This window comes from Streptococcus sp. 53 (assembly GCF_013276565.1).
Taxonomy (GTDB): domain Bacteria; phylum Bacillota; class Bacilli; order Lactobacillales; family Streptococcaceae; genus Streptococcus.
The window spans coordinates 1-12,995 of the sequence record NZ_VMLG01000021.1 but is presented as its reverse complement, the minus strand read 5'-3'; the positions used below and the strand labels follow the sequence as shown (position 1 = coordinate 12,995).

The following is a 12,995-nucleotide window of genomic DNA, read 5'->3' as shown; positions in this document are numbered from 1 at the left end:
GTTTACACCTTCTCTTTCACATTTTTACCAAGGATACCAGCTGGGCGGACAATCAAGATCAACAACAAGATTCCATAAACAATGGCATCACGGAAGTCTGACATCCCAAAGGCTGTCGCAAAGGTTTCCAATAGACCAATGACAAAGCCACCAAGAGCCGCACCAGGAATGATTCCGATACCACCAAGTACCGCGGCAACGAAAGATTTAAGACCTGGAGTAACCCCCATCAAAGGCTCAAGAGAGTTATAGTAGAGGGCAATCAGAACACCAGCAGCACCCGCAAGAGCTGAACCCAAAGCAAAGGTAAAGCTGATAGTACGGTTTACGTTGATTCCCATCAATTGCGCTGCATCGCTATCTACAGATACAGCACGCATGGCTTTCCCCATCTTTGTTTTTTGGACAATAACCTGTAACAAAATCATCAAAATCAAGGAAATGGCCAAGATCATTAACTGCACGTTTGTTAGGCTAACTGGTCCCAAATCATAGCGAACTGTTTGAATCGCTTGAGGGAAAGCACGAGTATTAGCACCAACCAGATAGACCATCCCATACTCCAATAGGAAAGAAACCCCAATAGCTGTAATCAAAACAGCAATACGAGTAGAGTGACGCAAAGGTCGGTAAGCAAGAAATTCAATCACGACACCAAGAATGGCTGTCGCTAGCATCGCTACAATAAGAGCTACAAAGAAATTCATTTGGAAAGAATTAATCAAGAAATAACCGATAAAGGCTCCCATCATATAAATATCACCGTGGGCGAAGTTGATGAGCTTGATAATTCCGTAAACCATGGTGTACCCTAGGGCTAACAGCGCGTAAACACTACCTAGAATCAAACCATTTACTAGTTGTTGGAGCATAAAATTCACTCTTTCTATTTATAATTCCGAGGGTTTCCCCTCATTTTTTGATAGGTTATTATACTCAATGAAAATCAAAGAGCAAACTAGAAAACTAGCCGCAGGTTGCTCAAAGCACTGCTTTGAGGTTGTAGATAAGACTGACGAAGTCAGTCACATATATAATCCAAGGCGACATTGACGCGGTTTGAAGAGATTTTCGAAGAGTACTAAACATCGAAACAGGGAGTGAGTCCGAGGCTCATTCCCTATTTCAACATTTTCTATTATGGTTTTACAACTTCTGCTGCTTCAACCTTACCATTGTTCATGGTCATCATGTAAGCAGTTTTGACTGTGTTGTGGTCTGCATCGAAGCTTGTTTGACCAGTTACACCTTCAAAATCTTTTGTTTTAGCAAGATTATCCTTGATTTCACCTGAGTTTTTAGCACCTTTTGCTGCGTTTGCTACAAGGTGAACTGAGTCATAAGCCAAGGCTGCAAATGTTGAAGGCTCTTCATTGTACTTAGCACGGTATGCGTCAAGGAAGGCTTTTGCTTTAGCTGAAACTTCTACAGTAGTTGAGAAGCCTGAGATAAAGTAAATGTTTGATGCTTTTTCAGCAGTTGCTTGTTGTACAAACTCTTCACCGTTGAATCCATCACCACCAACGATTGGTTTGTCAATTCCCATACCACGCGCTTGGTTTACAATTTTACCAGCTTCAGTGTAGTAACCAGGAACGATGATAGCATCAAAATCTTTCCCTTTCATTTTTGTAAGGGCTGCTTGGAAGTCTGTGTCACCTGCTACGAAAGTTTCATCTGCAACGATCTCACCCTTGTAGGATTCGCGGAAGGCTTTGGCAATACCTTTAGCATAGTCGCTGGCATTGTCAGTGTAAAGAACAACTTTCTTAGCTTGCAATTTTTCAGAAACATAGTTTGAGATAATTTTTCCTTGGAAGCTATCTTGGAAAGTTCCGATAAAGAGGTAATCTTGACCTTTAGTCAATCCATCTTGCGTCGCACTTGGTGAGATCAATGGAACACCTGCTTTTGTAGCGTTTGCTACCGCAGCTGCAGTTGCACCAGATGTCGCAGGTCCTACGATTGCTGATACTTTAGATTGAGTTACAAGGTTAGTTGTTACTGAAGCAGCCTCTGCTGTTTCAGACTTGTTATCTTTATCGACTACTTCGATTTGTTTTCCATCGATACCACCTGCGGCATTGATTTCATCAACAGCAAGTTGGGCACCTTTTTGTTCAGATGTTCCGTAGGCTGCTACGGCACCAGTTTCCTCGAAGTTAAATCCGATTTTGATTGTCTTTTCCTCTACTGAGTTACCAGCAGTGTTGACTGCTCCAGACTTCACTTCTCCACAGGCTGCAAGAAGTGCTACACTTGCAAGCGCCACAAACGATAGGGCAAATTTTTTCTTCATCTTTTTTGTCTCCTTATTTCTTAAATAGTCTGTTAAGAATATACCGAATTATCAGAAAATTGTCAACACTTTTCTTTAAATTTTTATCTGATAACGTTTTCTTCTCGGTAAAGGTTGCCCACAAAGGGTGTTTCCAGCTCTTGGATATGACAAACTCTGACTTTTTTGATAAATTTTTCCTTGCTCAAGCGCCCGACCAATTGCTCCACTTCTTGAGTTGGAACATAGAGTTGTAAGTAACGATGTTTCTTGGAATGATAGGTAATATCTCCATAATCCTGCAGTTTTTTGGCATCACGATTATAGTAAAGATAGATAATCAAGCCAGATCGATTGACTTTTTCAAACATGATAAATCCTCTTTCTAAGAAATCTCTCCCTATTATACCAAAAAAAGCAAACCCAGTCGAGTTTGCCTTCTTTCATCATTAGTTCAATGAATTGTTGGCCATGATTTCATCAATAAAGCCGTATTCAAGTGTTTCTTGGGCACTCATCCAGTTATCGCGTTCTGCATCCGCATGGACTTTTTCGATTGACTGACCTGAATTTTCTGCCAAGATTTTTTCCAAGGTGTTACGAGTTTTAAGCAAGTGTTCTGCAGCAATCGCCATATCGGTTTGTTGAGTACCACCACCTGTACCACCCATTGGTTGGTGGATCATGTATTCAGCATTTGGAAGCATGAAGCGTTTGCCTTTTGCTCCACTTGATGCGATGACTGTACCCATAGATGCAGCCATCCCCATAACGATGGTTTGGACATCTGCCTTAATAAAGTTCATGGTGTCAACGATTGCCAAACCAGCTGAAACGGAACCACCTGGTGTATTGACATAAAGGTAAATATCCTTTGTACTATCTTGGGCATCCAAGAAAAGCAATTGGGCAATAACAGAGTTGGCCATATTGTCTTCAACTGGACCAGTCAGCATAATGATGCGGTCTTTTAAAAGACGTGAGTAAATATCGTAGGAACGTTCTCCACGGCTTGTTTGTTCAATAACTACAGGAATCATTTATTTCTCCTTTTGAGTTTTAATTTTGTTGGTCAAATGACTGAAGATAAGACTATTATAATATCTTGGTCAAAAAAGGTCAAATTTTTGCTCTGTTTTCATCAGACAGAAACAAAAACTCAACCCCCTTTCACGACAGGAAATTCTTTTCCAAGTCAATCTTCTTTTCGATCTTATTTCGTACCGAACAAGCGGTCCCCAGCATCTCCAAGACCTGGAACGATATAACCGTGTTCGTTCAAACGTTCATCCAAGGCTGCTGTAAAGATTTCTACATCTGGATGAGCTTCTTGAAGGGCTTTAACACCTTCTGGAGCAGATACAAGGCAAACAAATTTGATATTTGATGCGCCACGTTTTTTAAGAGAATCAACAGCCAAGATCGCTGAGCCACCTGTTGCCAACATTGGGTCTACTACAAAAATTTGACGTTGGTCAATATCTTCAGGCAATTTCACCAAGTACTCAACTGGTTGAAGCGTTTCTTCATCACGGTACATACCGATGTGACCAACTTTAGCAGCTGGAACCAAGCTCAAGAGCCCATCAACCATCCCGATACCTGCACGCAAGATTGGAACGATGGCCAATTTCTTACCTGCCAATTGTTTTTGAACTGTTTTTGTGATTGGTGTTTCGATTTCCACATCTTCTAGTGGAAGATCACGAAGTACTTCATACCCCATCAACATTGCAATCTCATCTACTAGCTCACGGAAAGCTTTTGTAGAAGTATCTGTACGACGCAAGATTGACAATTTGTGTTGAATCAGTGGATGATTAATAACTTCAATTTTTCCCATTTTTGGAATTCCTTCTTTCAATTTATTCTTCTTATTATACCAAAAAACGGTTTAAAAATCTTTCTAAACCATTTATTTTTGATAATTTTTACATTAGATCTGCCTCTTTAAGAGCTGTCTGTACGGTCTCAAGTGGTAACTGAGTCAATTCTGTTCCCTTTTCTTGATAGAGGTATTGGGCGTAGTCATCCATTAGGTACTGGTTGATATAAACCACACGCTTACAACCGACCTGAAGCAATTGTTTTGTACAGTTGAGACAAGGAAAATGGGTTACATAGGCTGTAAAGCCTTTAGGAACACCACGTTCTGCACCTTGAAGGATAGCATTGACCTCAGCGTGAAGGGTGCGAACACAGTGACCTTCAATGACCAGACATTCGTGGTCAATACAATGCTCGGTACCTGACACCGAACCATTATATCCAGTGGAAATAACCTTATTATCTTTTACCAAAATCGCGCCCACTTTGGCACGTTTACAAGTGGAACGATTGGCAATTAGTAATGCTTGAGCTGCAAAATACTCATCCCAGGCCAGTCTTTTTTCAGTCATATCTCTTCTCCTTTTTCTCTATTTTTTAAAAAATGGTAACCGTAAATCCGCTATCTTTTCAGCAGGTACCTTCATGCCATCCTTGATCCATTTTAGGAGGACAGAGACGATGGCTGAACTCCAAAAGGAATGAAGATAAGAGCTGACACCTTTTGATTTTCCATGGTATTTTTCTAGAAATTCCTGCATGGCTTGGACAAAGATTTTTTCCAGATGGTAATCTAAGGCCAGTTGAATCACTCTGGCTTCCTTTCTTGCTTCTCGGAAAAGGTGAACCCAGACCAGATAAAGGTCTGTCTTTAAATCATAATGATGCAACTGTTCCATAATATTGTGGACAGTTCGTTTAAAGACACTTTCTAAAATTTCCTCTTTGGAATCATAATTGCGGTAAAAGGCCGCACGCGAAACGCCTGCACGTTTGACCAATTCAGAAATACTAATCTTGGTCAAGTCCTTTTTTTCCAAGAGTTGCAAGAGAGCTGTTTCAATGGCTTCTCTGGTTAATAAATTGGATTCTTGGTTTGATTTTCTGAGATTTTCAAGAGACTTTTCAGAGATTCTACGTTCAGACATAACATTTTCTTTCTACTTGTCACAACAGACGGATGAGGCTTTTGTTTCAAGGGTTTTCATGATATAATTGTAAAAAAAGACAGAACCTTTGTCAATGTATAACTGACAAAGATGGAGAATTTCTATGACTTGGAAGATTATTGCTGACTCTGGTTGTGATTATCGTCAGTTAGCAACACCAGCTATTGACACGACCTTTGTGAGTGTTCCCTTAACCATTCAAGTAGCTGATCAGGTCTTTGTTGATGATGCCAGTCTTGATATTGACCAAATGATGGAAACCATGTATACAACTGCAGAAGCTTCAAAATCAGCTTGTCCAAGCCCAGATGATTATTTGCGAGCATTTGAAGGAGCAAAAAACATTTTCCTAGTAACCATCACAGGTACTCTTTCTGGCAGTCACAATAGTGCTCAACTGGCCAAGAATATTTATCTGGAAGACCACCCTGATACTAAGATTCATGTAATTGATAGTTTGTCTGCTGGCGGTGAAGTTGACTTGCTCGTAGAAAAATTAAATGACTTGATTGACCAGGGCTTATCTTTTGAAGAAGTGGTTGAAGCTATCACTGCCTATCAAGAAAAAATCAAGTTGCTCTTTGTCCTAGCTAAAGTCGATAACTTGGTGAAGAACGGCCGTTTGAGCAAGCTTATCGGTACAGTCGTTGGTCTTCTCAACATCCGTATGGTCGGGGAAGCTAGTGAAACTGGAACCCTCGAATTGCTACAAAAAGCAAGAGGACCAAAGAAATCGATTCAGGCAGCCTATGAGGAGTTAGTGAAAGCAGGATATGCTGGTGGTCGTATTGTCATGGCCCAACGCAATAACGAGAAATGTTGCCAACAGCTTTCAGAGCGAATCCGTGAAAATTTCCCACAGGCGGATATTAAAATTCTCCCAACCTCTGGTCTCTGCAGTTTCTATGCAGAAGATGGTGGTTTGCTGATGGGATATGAAATTGATTAATTGCATTCTTGACAAGAGGTGACCATCATCTCTTGTTTTTTTGTGGTACAATAGAGCTATGAAACATTTTGATACTATTGTCATCGGTGGGGGACCTGCTGGTATGATGGCTACAATTTCCAGTAGCTTTTATGGACAGAAAACCCTCCTCATCGAAAAAAATCGGAAACTTGGAAAAAAATTAGCTGGGACTGGTGGGGGACGTTGCAATGTAACCAACAATGGTAGCTTGGACGACCTGCTAGCTGGCATCCCTGGAAATGGGCGCTTTCTCTACAGTGTCTTCTCCCAGTTTGATAACCATGATATCATTAACTTTTTTACAGAAAATGGGGTTAAACTTAAGGTCGAAGACCACGGACGCGTCTTTCCTGCTAGTGACAAGTCTCGTACCATTATCGAGGCCTTGGAAAAGAAAATCACTGAGCTAGGTGGTCAAATTGCTACTCAAACCGAGATTGTTTCGGTTAAAAAGGTAGATGACCAATTTGTCCTTAAGTCAGCGGATCAAACCTTCACTTGTGAGAAACTCATTGTCACAACTGGTGGAAAATCTTATCCTTCGACTGGTTCTACTGGGTTTGGTCACGAGATTGCTCGTCATTTCAAACATACCATTACCGAGCTTGAGGCTGCTGAAAGTCCTTTATTGACAGATTTTCCACACAAGGCCTTGCAGGGAATTTCTCTGGATGATGTGACTTTAAGTTATGGCAAGCGTGTCATCACTCACGATTTGCTTTTTACCCACTTTGGTTTGTCAGGCCCTGCTGCCCTACGTATGTCTAGCTTTGTCAAGGGTGGGGAAATTCTCTCACTGGATGTTTTGCCTCAACTTTCTGAGAAGGACTTGGCTACATTTCTAGAAGAAAACCGGGAAAAATCCTTGAAAAACGCTTTAAAAACTTTGCTTCCAGAACGCTTGGCAGAATTTTTTGTGCAAGGCTATCCAGAAAAAGTCAAACAACTGACTGAAAAGGAACGCGAACAACTGCTCCAGTCTATCAAGTCCCTCAAAATCCCTCTGACCGGAAAAATGTCCCTTGCCAAATCCTTTGTTACCAAAGGGGGAGTCAGTCTTAAGGAAATCAATCCTAAAACTCTGGAAAGTAAGCTGGTACCTGGACTCCACTTTGCTGGTGAGGTACTGGATATCAACGCCCACACAGGTGGCTTTAACATCACTTCTGCCCTCTGCACTGGCTGGGTGGCGGGATCAAATTCATTCTAAATCTAAATTATTCAATGGCTAAATCAACCCCAAAAGAAAGGAAGTCCTTTGCAACATATTATCTTGTTAAGGGGAGTTACTCCTAATGGAAAAAATGCTATCCCTAAAATGTCTTATCTAGTAGATATCTTGACAGAAGCTGGTTTTCAACAAGTTCGAACCTATATTCAAAGTGGAAATATCATTCTTGAAAGTAACTTAGCTCTCGAAGAAATACGAGAACGTGTTCATACTCTGATAAAGGAAAATATTGGGGCCGACTTAAAAATGATAATCAAGAACAAAAGTGATTTTACAAAAATTGTCCAAGAAAACCCTTTTGGAGAACACTATCTTTATGACCGTATACACGTGATTTTTTATCAAGAATCTATTCAAAGTCTCCCTTTAGAAAAATTGAAAATTGATTACGGTGAAGAAGAAATTTGTATCGGTAACCATTGTCTTTACCTCTATCTCCCTAGAACTGCAAAACAAAAGAAACTCCATACCAACTATCTTGAAAAACTTTTTAATGTAAATTTGACCATGCGAAAACTAAATGTGGTAGAAAAATTATTAAGCAAGTAGTATTTGAATTTAGTAAAAATCGGAAGAATACTCCTCCGATTTTATTTTATATGAGTTTGGACATAGTGAGCAATGACATCTGATGTGTACTGGGCTGTTCCAGTTCCAAATTTGTCAATATTTTCCTTAAACTCTGGGTTATAAACGTATCCTTTACCGATATGACCGAAGACTTCAACGGAGCAGTCAAATCCATAAGTACGAATAGCTTGCAAGAGTTTGGCTGCTTCTTCTTGATTTTCGGTTGCTGTTACAGGAAGTCCAGCTTGAAGATTTTGTGCCAAGGTTTGAAAGACTTGGTTGAAGGCAGCCGTAGCCTCGTCTTCGTGACCTTTCTGGCGCTCTAGCGCTTGATCCATGACTTCTTGTCCATATTTCTCTACCGCCTCTTGGTGGTATTTTTGATGGTCTTGGTAGTTAAATCCAGCAAATTTCTCTTGAATGCTCATTTCTCTTTCTCCTTTTTGTTCTTGAATGGTTTTTTGCAAGGTGGAAATCAAGGTATCCAGATGTTGCCTTTCTCGAGTCAAATAGTCCAACTGTCTGGTCAAGTGAGGCAACAAATCTGTCCTTTCTTTCTTTAATAGCTCTGCTATTTTTTCTAAAGAAAAACCTAGATATTTGTAATAAAGAATGACCTGAAGACGTTCCAAATCCTCTTTACTGTAGATTCGATAGCCGTTTTCCGACTTTAAAGGAACCAAAAGTCCTATCTTATCGTAGTGGCGCAGGGTCTTGACAGAGACACCTGAAAGCTGCGCAGCTTCTTTTATATGGTACATGATTTCCTCCTTATACTCAATGAAAATCAAAGAGCAAACTAAGAAGCTAGCCGCAGGTTGCTCAAAGCACAGCTTTGAGGTTGCAGATAAAACTGACGTGGTTTGAAGAGATTTTCGAAGAGTATTACATTGATAGTATAACCCCTCCCCTTAGGTCAGAGTCAAGCGTTTTTGCGAAATTTTTTACTTTATCATAACATGAAAATGGTTTTCTTGACAGACCTTAGAAAACATGATAGGATAGTCAAGTCTATCGATCAAAAGAAACGCTCACTTTGAGTACTGATGAGGCTAGTTGTCAAGGGCAGTAGCTTTTTCTTTTGTAACACTAATTTTAGGAGTTTAACTATGTCTGAAAAATCGCAATGGGGTTCTAAACTGGGCTTTATTCTAGCATCTGCTGGTTCAGCCATCGGACTTGGTGCCGTTTGGAAATTCCCCTACATGACTGCTGCTAACGGTGGAGGAGGTTTTTTACTGGTCTTTCTCATCTCCACTATTCTAATCGGTTTCCCCCTATTGCTGGCTGAATTTGCTCTCGGCCGAAGTGCTGGTGTCTCAGCTATCAAAACCTTTGGAAAACTAGGCAAGAATAGTAAGTACAACTTTATCGGTTGGATTGGTGCCTTTGCCCTCTTTATCCTCTTATCTTTCTACAGTGTTATTGGAGGATGGGTCTTCATTTATTTAGGTATCGCTATCGGTAAAGCTCTCCACCTAGGCATTACCAATGACTATGCTCAGTTATTTACTTCAATCATTTCAAATCCAGCCATTGCCCTAGGAGCTCAAGCAGCCTTTATCTTATTGAATATCTTTATTGTATCACGTGGGGTTCAAAAAGGGATTGAAAGAGCTTCTAAGGTCATGATGCCCCTGCTCTTTATCATCTTTGTCGTCATCATTGGACGCTCTCTCAGTTTGCCAAATGCCATGGAAGGGGTTCTTTACTTCCTCAAACCAGATTTTTCAAAACTGACCAGTGCTGGTCTCCTCTATGCTCTGGGACAATCTTTCTTCGCCCTCTCACTAGGGGTTACAGCCATGCTGACCTATGCTTCTTACTTGGACAAGAAAACCAATCTAGTCCAATCAGGGATTTCTATCGTAGCCATGAATATCTCGGTATCCATCATGGCAGGTCTAGCCATTTTTCCTGCTATGTCAGCCTTCAATATCCAGTCTGAAGGGGGACCGAGCCTGCTCTTTATCGTCTTGCCTCAACTCTTTGACAAGATGCCTTTTGGAACCATTTTCTACATCCTCTTCCTCTTGCTCTTCCTCTTTGCGACGGTCACTTCTTCCGTCGTTATGCTGGAAATCAATGTGGGCAATATCACCAACCAGGACAACAGCAAGCGTGCTATGTGGAGTGCCATTTTAGGGATTCTGACCTTTGCCTTTGGAATTCCTTCAGCCCTATCTTACGGCGTCATGGCGGACGTTCACATCTTTGGGAAGACCTTCTTTGACGCTATGGATTTCTTGGTTTCCAACCTCCTCATGCCATTTGGAGCTCTCTGCCTTTCACTTTTTACAGGCTATATCTTTAAAAAGGCTCTTGCAATGGAGGAACTCCATCTCGATGAAACAGCCTGGAAACAAGGACTTTTCCAAGTCTGGCTCTTCCTTCTTCGTTTTATCATTCCTATCATCATCATCGTGGTCTTTATCGCCCAGTTTATGTAATCAAAAAGGACTTGAGTAGTGAACTCAGGCCCTTTCTTTTTATGGATGGCTAACAATCAATTCCAAACCTTGCCCTTCCAAGATCCAAGATTCAACATCACTTGGTAGGATAAAGTTGCTACCTTTTTGGATTGGATAGTTTTTACCATCAACAGTGAGCTGACCTTGACCAACTAAGACACTCAATAAGCTGTAGTCAGCTGTCTTTTCAAAGTCAACTTTTCCAGTAATTTCCCACTTGTAAACTGCAAAGAAATCATTGGATACAAGGAGAGTGGAACGCAAATCATCTGCTTTGATAGTCACAGGACGGCTATTTGCTGGCTCACCAATGTTCAAGACATAGATGGATTTTTCAAGATGAAGTTCACGCAAGTTGCCCTTGTCATCCTTACGGTCAAAATCATAGACGCGATAGGTGGTGTCACTAGACTGCTGGGTTTCAAGGATTAAAATACCTGCACCAATAGCATGCATGGTGCCACTTGGCACATAGAAGAAATCTCCAGCTTTAACTGGTACTTTTGTCAGCAAGGCATCCCAGTTCTTGTCCTCGATTTGCTGGCGGAGTTCTTCTTTTGACTTGGCATTATGGCCGTAGATAATCTCTGAACCTTCATCCGCTGCAATGATGTACCAGCACTCTGTTTTTCCGAGTTCGCCTTCATGCTCTAATCCATAAGCATCGTCTGGGTGAACTTGGACGCTGAGCCAGTCGTTGGCATCGAGGATTTTGGTCAAAAGCGGAAATACAGGTTCTGGACGATTGCCAAATAATTCACGGTGCTCTGCATATAAAGTAGCTAGATCTATTCCCTCGTAGCGACCAATGGCAACTTTAGAGACGCCATTTGGATGGGCTGAGATGGCCCAGTATTCTCCGATTTTTTCACTTGGAATGTCGTAGCCAAACTCATCACGTAGCTTGGTTCCACCCCAGATTTTTTCTTGCATAACTGATTGTAAAAATAATGGTTCTGACATCTTGATCTCCTGTCTGATTTTTCTTCCTTCATTATAGCAAAAAAAGAGTTCCATTTGAACTCTTTTTAACATCTTATAAAGTAGGGAGAAGATTTTGTAAAAATAGTAACGATATACTTTTTTCTTTGATAGAGACGAACATAAAAGACTCTCATAAAGCTAGCTGTAACTGGACTTTTTCCCCCAACTCTCATTCAAAAATTACTTTAATGAAGCATCTATTTTCATAAAATAAAAAGACTGAAAGCAGTCTTCTTTTTAAATCAAAGCTGTGATAGCCGTTACTAAACCAAAAACGATACCTGGTGCATTAGCAGCTGCAAGTGGAATATCTCTTTCCTTCTTGAAAAGACCATAGTAAACCCAGAGACTACAGTTGATAGCTGCGACTAGGGGCTGAATGAAGTTGCTTTTTTGACCTGCAAGATTATTCATGATTTGTGGGAAATATGACACATACATCATAACAGACATAAAGGTCGCTACCCAGCCCAACACTTTCATTTGTTTTTCAGACATTTTCAAAACCTCTTTTATTCTTTTATACTTTCTATTTTATAATTTAATACAAAAATAAGCAAGACTTTAAGACTTTTATTATAAAAATGTAAACTATCACAGTCTTGTAATAAGAAACAGACCGGATTGCTCCGATCTATTTGATCCATAAAATGTAAAAATGAATAGCTCTTGTCAATCAATGGATAGATTGATTGATAGTTTGATTGATTATCAGCAAGCCGTAGTTAATGATGTTAGCAATATCTTCAAGACCGTGCAAAATAAAATTTCCTACAATCAAACCTATAATAATTGAACAGATAATCATGGTCACACAGATTAGATAAACATCCTTTTTTTGCATCTCTTTCCTCCTACTATCTATTCATGGAGATATTTCAATCCCAACTTCCAATGAAATAAGAAAATCCACTTACTACAGCTGTTTAATCATATTTCTCCTTTCCATATCAGTTTCATTTTCTACTGTTATATTTTTATTATAAGATTTTAGGAAAACGCTGTCAACTATTTATATGCAATTTATTTATATTAAAAAAGACCGGATTGCTCCGATCTTTCAATAGTTCCTATTCTCAATTTCTGTTTTAAAAATAGCTAAGGTTAACGTCAAATGACTAAGAGCCTTATTTTATACGATAAAAATCAAGCACTAGACCAGCAGGACCTTTTACAAGCAAGGATTCTGTTCCCCAATCGGTTACAGTTGGACCGTTTAAAACCTGGATACCAAGTTCTTTCAACCGTTGGTAGTTCTGGTCTACATCCTCAACCTCTATATGAAGAATGATTCCTGACTGAAAATTTTCCAAAGGAACCAAATGATTTTGAGACAACATCAGACAGTGACTGCCAATCGTAAACTGAGCAAAACCATCATCAGCATAATCTGCCTGTTTATCCAAAATACGCTCCAAGTCAGCACAGACTTGGGGAACATCTGAAACGATAATATCTAATTGATTTAAATTCATTGGCTCTATAATATTTGTAG

16 protein-coding genes are annotated in these 12,995 nt (G+C 40.1%); 4 read left to right on the top strand and 12 right to left on the bottom strand.

Going from position 1 to position 12,995, the window contains the following annotated elements; translation table 11 throughout:
• Positions 1 to 2 precede the first annotated feature (2 nt).
• The 7 genes from HT722_RS06525 to HT722_RS06495 all read right to left on the bottom strand — a co-directional run bounded on the left by HT722_RS06525 (position 3) and on the right by HT722_RS06495 (position 5,253).
• On the bottom strand, positions 3 to 872 hold the full coding sequence (locus tag HT722_RS06525) for a branched-chain amino acid ABC transporter permease (RefSeq protein WP_000941427.1): 870 nt from the start codon (positions 870 to 872) through the stop codon (positions 3 to 5).
• Between the two features lie 266 nt (positions 873 to 1,138).
• On the bottom strand, positions 1,139 to 2,299 hold the full coding sequence (locus tag HT722_RS06520) for an ABC transporter substrate-binding protein (protein WP_173278188.1): 1,161 nt from the start codon (positions 2,297 to 2,299) through the stop codon (positions 1,139 to 1,141).
• A gap of 83 nt (positions 2,300 to 2,382) precedes the next feature.
• The gene (locus HT722_RS06515; protein WP_050223575.1) at positions 2,383 to 2,649 is read right to left on the bottom strand and encodes a YlbG family protein; all 267 of its coding nucleotides are present in this window, start codon (positions 2,647 to 2,649) and stop codon (positions 2,383 to 2,385) included.
• Positions 2,650 to 2,727: 78 nt separating this feature from the next.
• Complete coding sequence (clpP, locus tag HT722_RS06510; RefSeq protein ID WP_000613475.1) at positions 2,728 to 3,318, bottom strand: ATP-dependent Clp protease proteolytic subunit ClpP; 591 nt, start codon at positions 3,316 to 3,318, stop codon at positions 2,728 to 2,730.
• 173 nt (positions 3,319 to 3,491) lie between these two features.
• On the bottom strand, positions 3,492 to 4,121 hold the full coding sequence (gene upp / locus HT722_RS06505; protein ID WP_000515974.1) for a uracil phosphoribosyltransferase: 630 nt from the start codon (positions 4,119 to 4,121) through the stop codon (positions 3,492 to 3,494).
• An 88-nt stretch (positions 4,122 to 4,209) separates the two neighbouring features.
• Complete coding sequence (locus tag HT722_RS06500) at positions 4,210 to 4,677, bottom strand: cytidine/deoxycytidylate deaminase family protein (protein ID WP_173278187.1); 468 nt, start codon at positions 4,675 to 4,677, stop codon at positions 4,210 to 4,212.
• An 18-nt stretch (positions 4,678 to 4,695) separates the two neighbouring features.
• The gene (locus tag HT722_RS06495; protein ID WP_000004136.1) at positions 4,696 to 5,253 is read right to left on the bottom strand and encodes a TetR/AcrR family transcriptional regulator; all 558 of its coding nucleotides are present in this window, start codon (positions 5,251 to 5,253) and stop codon (positions 4,696 to 4,698) included.
• 124 nt (positions 5,254 to 5,377) lie between these two features.
• On the opposite strand from HT722_RS06495, the gene HT722_RS06490 reads away from it, so the two are divergent.
• Genes HT722_RS06490 through HT722_RS06480 form a run of 3 tightly spaced genes read left to right on the top strand, consistent with a single transcriptional unit; the run spans position 5,378 to position 8,024 of the window.
• Complete coding sequence (locus HT722_RS06490) at positions 5,378 to 6,223, top strand: DegV family protein (protein WP_173278185.1); 846 nt, start codon at positions 5,378 to 5,380, stop codon at positions 6,221 to 6,223.
• A 58-nt stretch (positions 6,224 to 6,281) separates the two neighbouring features.
• Positions 6,282 to 7,454 carry an NAD(P)/FAD-dependent oxidoreductase gene (locus HT722_RS06485; RefSeq protein ID WP_173278183.1) on the top strand — a complete coding sequence of 391 codons (1,173 nt, stop codon included), beginning with the start codon at positions 6,282 to 6,284 and terminating at the stop codon, positions 7,452 to 7,454.
• 48 nt (positions 7,455 to 7,502) lie between these two features.
• Positions 7,503 to 8,024, top strand: coding sequence for a DUF1697 domain-containing protein (locus tag HT722_RS06480; protein WP_173278181.1), 522 nt, complete (start codon positions 7,503 to 7,505; stop codon positions 8,022 to 8,024).
• Positions 8,025 to 8,065: 41 nt separating this feature from the next.
• Here HT722_RS06480 and HT722_RS06475 read toward each other — a convergent pair whose 3' ends face one another.
• Complete coding sequence (locus HT722_RS06475; protein ID WP_173278179.1) at positions 8,066 to 8,806, bottom strand: MerR family transcriptional regulator; 741 nt, start codon at positions 8,804 to 8,806, stop codon at positions 8,066 to 8,068.
• Between the two features lie 348 nt (positions 8,807 to 9,154).
• Here HT722_RS06475 and HT722_RS06470 point away from each other — a divergent pair, with 348 nt between their 5' ends.
• Positions 9,155 to 10,495: a sodium-dependent transporter gene (locus tag HT722_RS06470; RefSeq protein ID WP_173278177.1), complete on the top strand. Its 1,341-nt coding sequence runs from the start codon at positions 9,155 to 9,157 to the stop codon at positions 10,493 to 10,495.
• A gap of 39 nt (positions 10,496 to 10,534) precedes the next feature.
• Here the strand turns inward: HT722_RS06470 and manA are convergent, their stop codons facing one another.
• The 4 genes from manA to HT722_RS06450 all read right to left on the bottom strand — a co-directional run bounded on the left by manA (position 10,535) and on the right by HT722_RS06450 (position 12,975).
• A complete protein-coding gene (gene manA / locus HT722_RS06465) occupies positions 10,535 to 11,479 on the bottom strand; it encodes a mannose-6-phosphate isomerase, class I (protein ID WP_173278174.1) in 945 nt (314 codons plus the stop codon).
• Positions 11,480 to 11,737: 258 nt separating this feature from the next.
• Positions 11,738 to 11,998 carry a SemiSWEET family transporter gene (locus HT722_RS06460; RefSeq protein WP_173278172.1) on the bottom strand — a complete coding sequence of 87 codons (261 nt, stop codon included), beginning with the start codon at positions 11,996 to 11,998 and terminating at the stop codon, positions 11,738 to 11,740.
• Between the two features lie 178 nt (positions 11,999 to 12,176).
• Positions 12,177 to 12,344: a hypothetical protein gene (locus HT722_RS06455; RefSeq protein ID WP_173278170.1), complete on the bottom strand. Its 168-nt coding sequence runs from the start codon at positions 12,342 to 12,344 to the stop codon at positions 12,177 to 12,179.
• A gap of 283 nt (positions 12,345 to 12,627) precedes the next feature.
• Positions 12,628 to 12,975, bottom strand: a complete 348-nt coding sequence (locus tag HT722_RS06450) for a VOC family protein (protein WP_173278168.1) — start codon at positions 12,973 to 12,975, stop codon at positions 12,628 to 12,630.
• Between the last annotated feature and the right edge of the window lie 20 nt (positions 12,976 to 12,995).

What these genes read in the sequence shown, in the direction of transcription:
- HT722_RS06525 (WP_000941427.1), bottom strand. Translation starts at nt 872, where the DNA reads ATGCTCCAACAACTAGTAAATGGTTTGATTCTAGGTAGTGTTTACGCG.
- HT722_RS06520 (WP_173278188.1), bottom strand. Translation starts at nt 2,299, where the DNA reads ATGAAGAAAAAATTTGCCCTATCGTTTGTGGCGCTTGCAAGTGTAGCA.
- HT722_RS06515 (WP_050223575.1), bottom strand. Translation starts at nt 2,649, where the DNA reads ATGTTTGAAAAAGTCAATCGATCTGGCTTGATTATCTATCTTTACTAT.
- clpP (WP_000613475.1), bottom strand. Translation starts at nt 3,318, where the DNA reads ATGATTCCTGTAGTTATTGAACAAACAAGCCGTGGAGAACGTTCCTAC.
- upp (WP_000515974.1), bottom strand. Translation starts at nt 4,121, where the DNA reads ATGGGAAAAATTGAAGTTATTAATCATCCACTGATTCAACACAAATTG.
- HT722_RS06500 (WP_173278187.1), bottom strand. Translation starts at nt 4,677, where the DNA reads ATGACTGAAAAAAGACTGGCCTGGGATGAGTATTTTGCAGCTCAAGCA.
- HT722_RS06495 (WP_000004136.1), bottom strand. Translation starts at nt 5,253, where the DNA reads ATGTCTGAACGTAGAATCTCTGAAAAGTCTCTTGAAAATCTCAGAAAA.
- HT722_RS06490 (WP_173278185.1), top strand. Translation starts at nt 5,378, where the DNA reads ATGACTTGGAAGATTATTGCTGACTCTGGTTGTGATTATCGTCAGTTA.
- HT722_RS06485 (WP_173278183.1), top strand. Translation starts at nt 6,282, where the DNA reads ATGAAACATTTTGATACTATTGTCATCGGTGGGGGACCTGCTGGTATG.
- HT722_RS06475 (WP_173278179.1), bottom strand. Translation starts at nt 8,806, where the DNA reads ATGTACCATATAAAAGAAGCTGCGCAGCTTTCAGGTGTCTCTGTCAAG.
- HT722_RS06470 (WP_173278177.1), top strand. Translation starts at nt 9,155, where the DNA reads ATGTCTGAAAAATCGCAATGGGGTTCTAAACTGGGCTTTATTCTAGCA.
- manA (WP_173278174.1), bottom strand. Translation starts at nt 11,479, where the DNA reads ATGTCAGAACCATTATTTTTACAATCAGTTATGCAAGAAAAAATCTGG.
- HT722_RS06460 (WP_173278172.1), bottom strand. Translation starts at nt 11,998, where the DNA reads ATGTCTGAAAAACAAATGAAAGTGTTGGGCTGGGTAGCGACCTTTATG.
- HT722_RS06455 (WP_173278170.1), bottom strand. Translation starts at nt 12,344, where the DNA reads ATGCAAAAAAAGGATGTTTATCTAATCTGTGTGACCATGATTATCTGT.
- HT722_RS06450 (WP_173278168.1), bottom strand. Translation starts at nt 12,975, where the DNA reads ATGAATTTAAATCAATTAGATATTATCGTTTCAGATGTTCCCCAAGTC.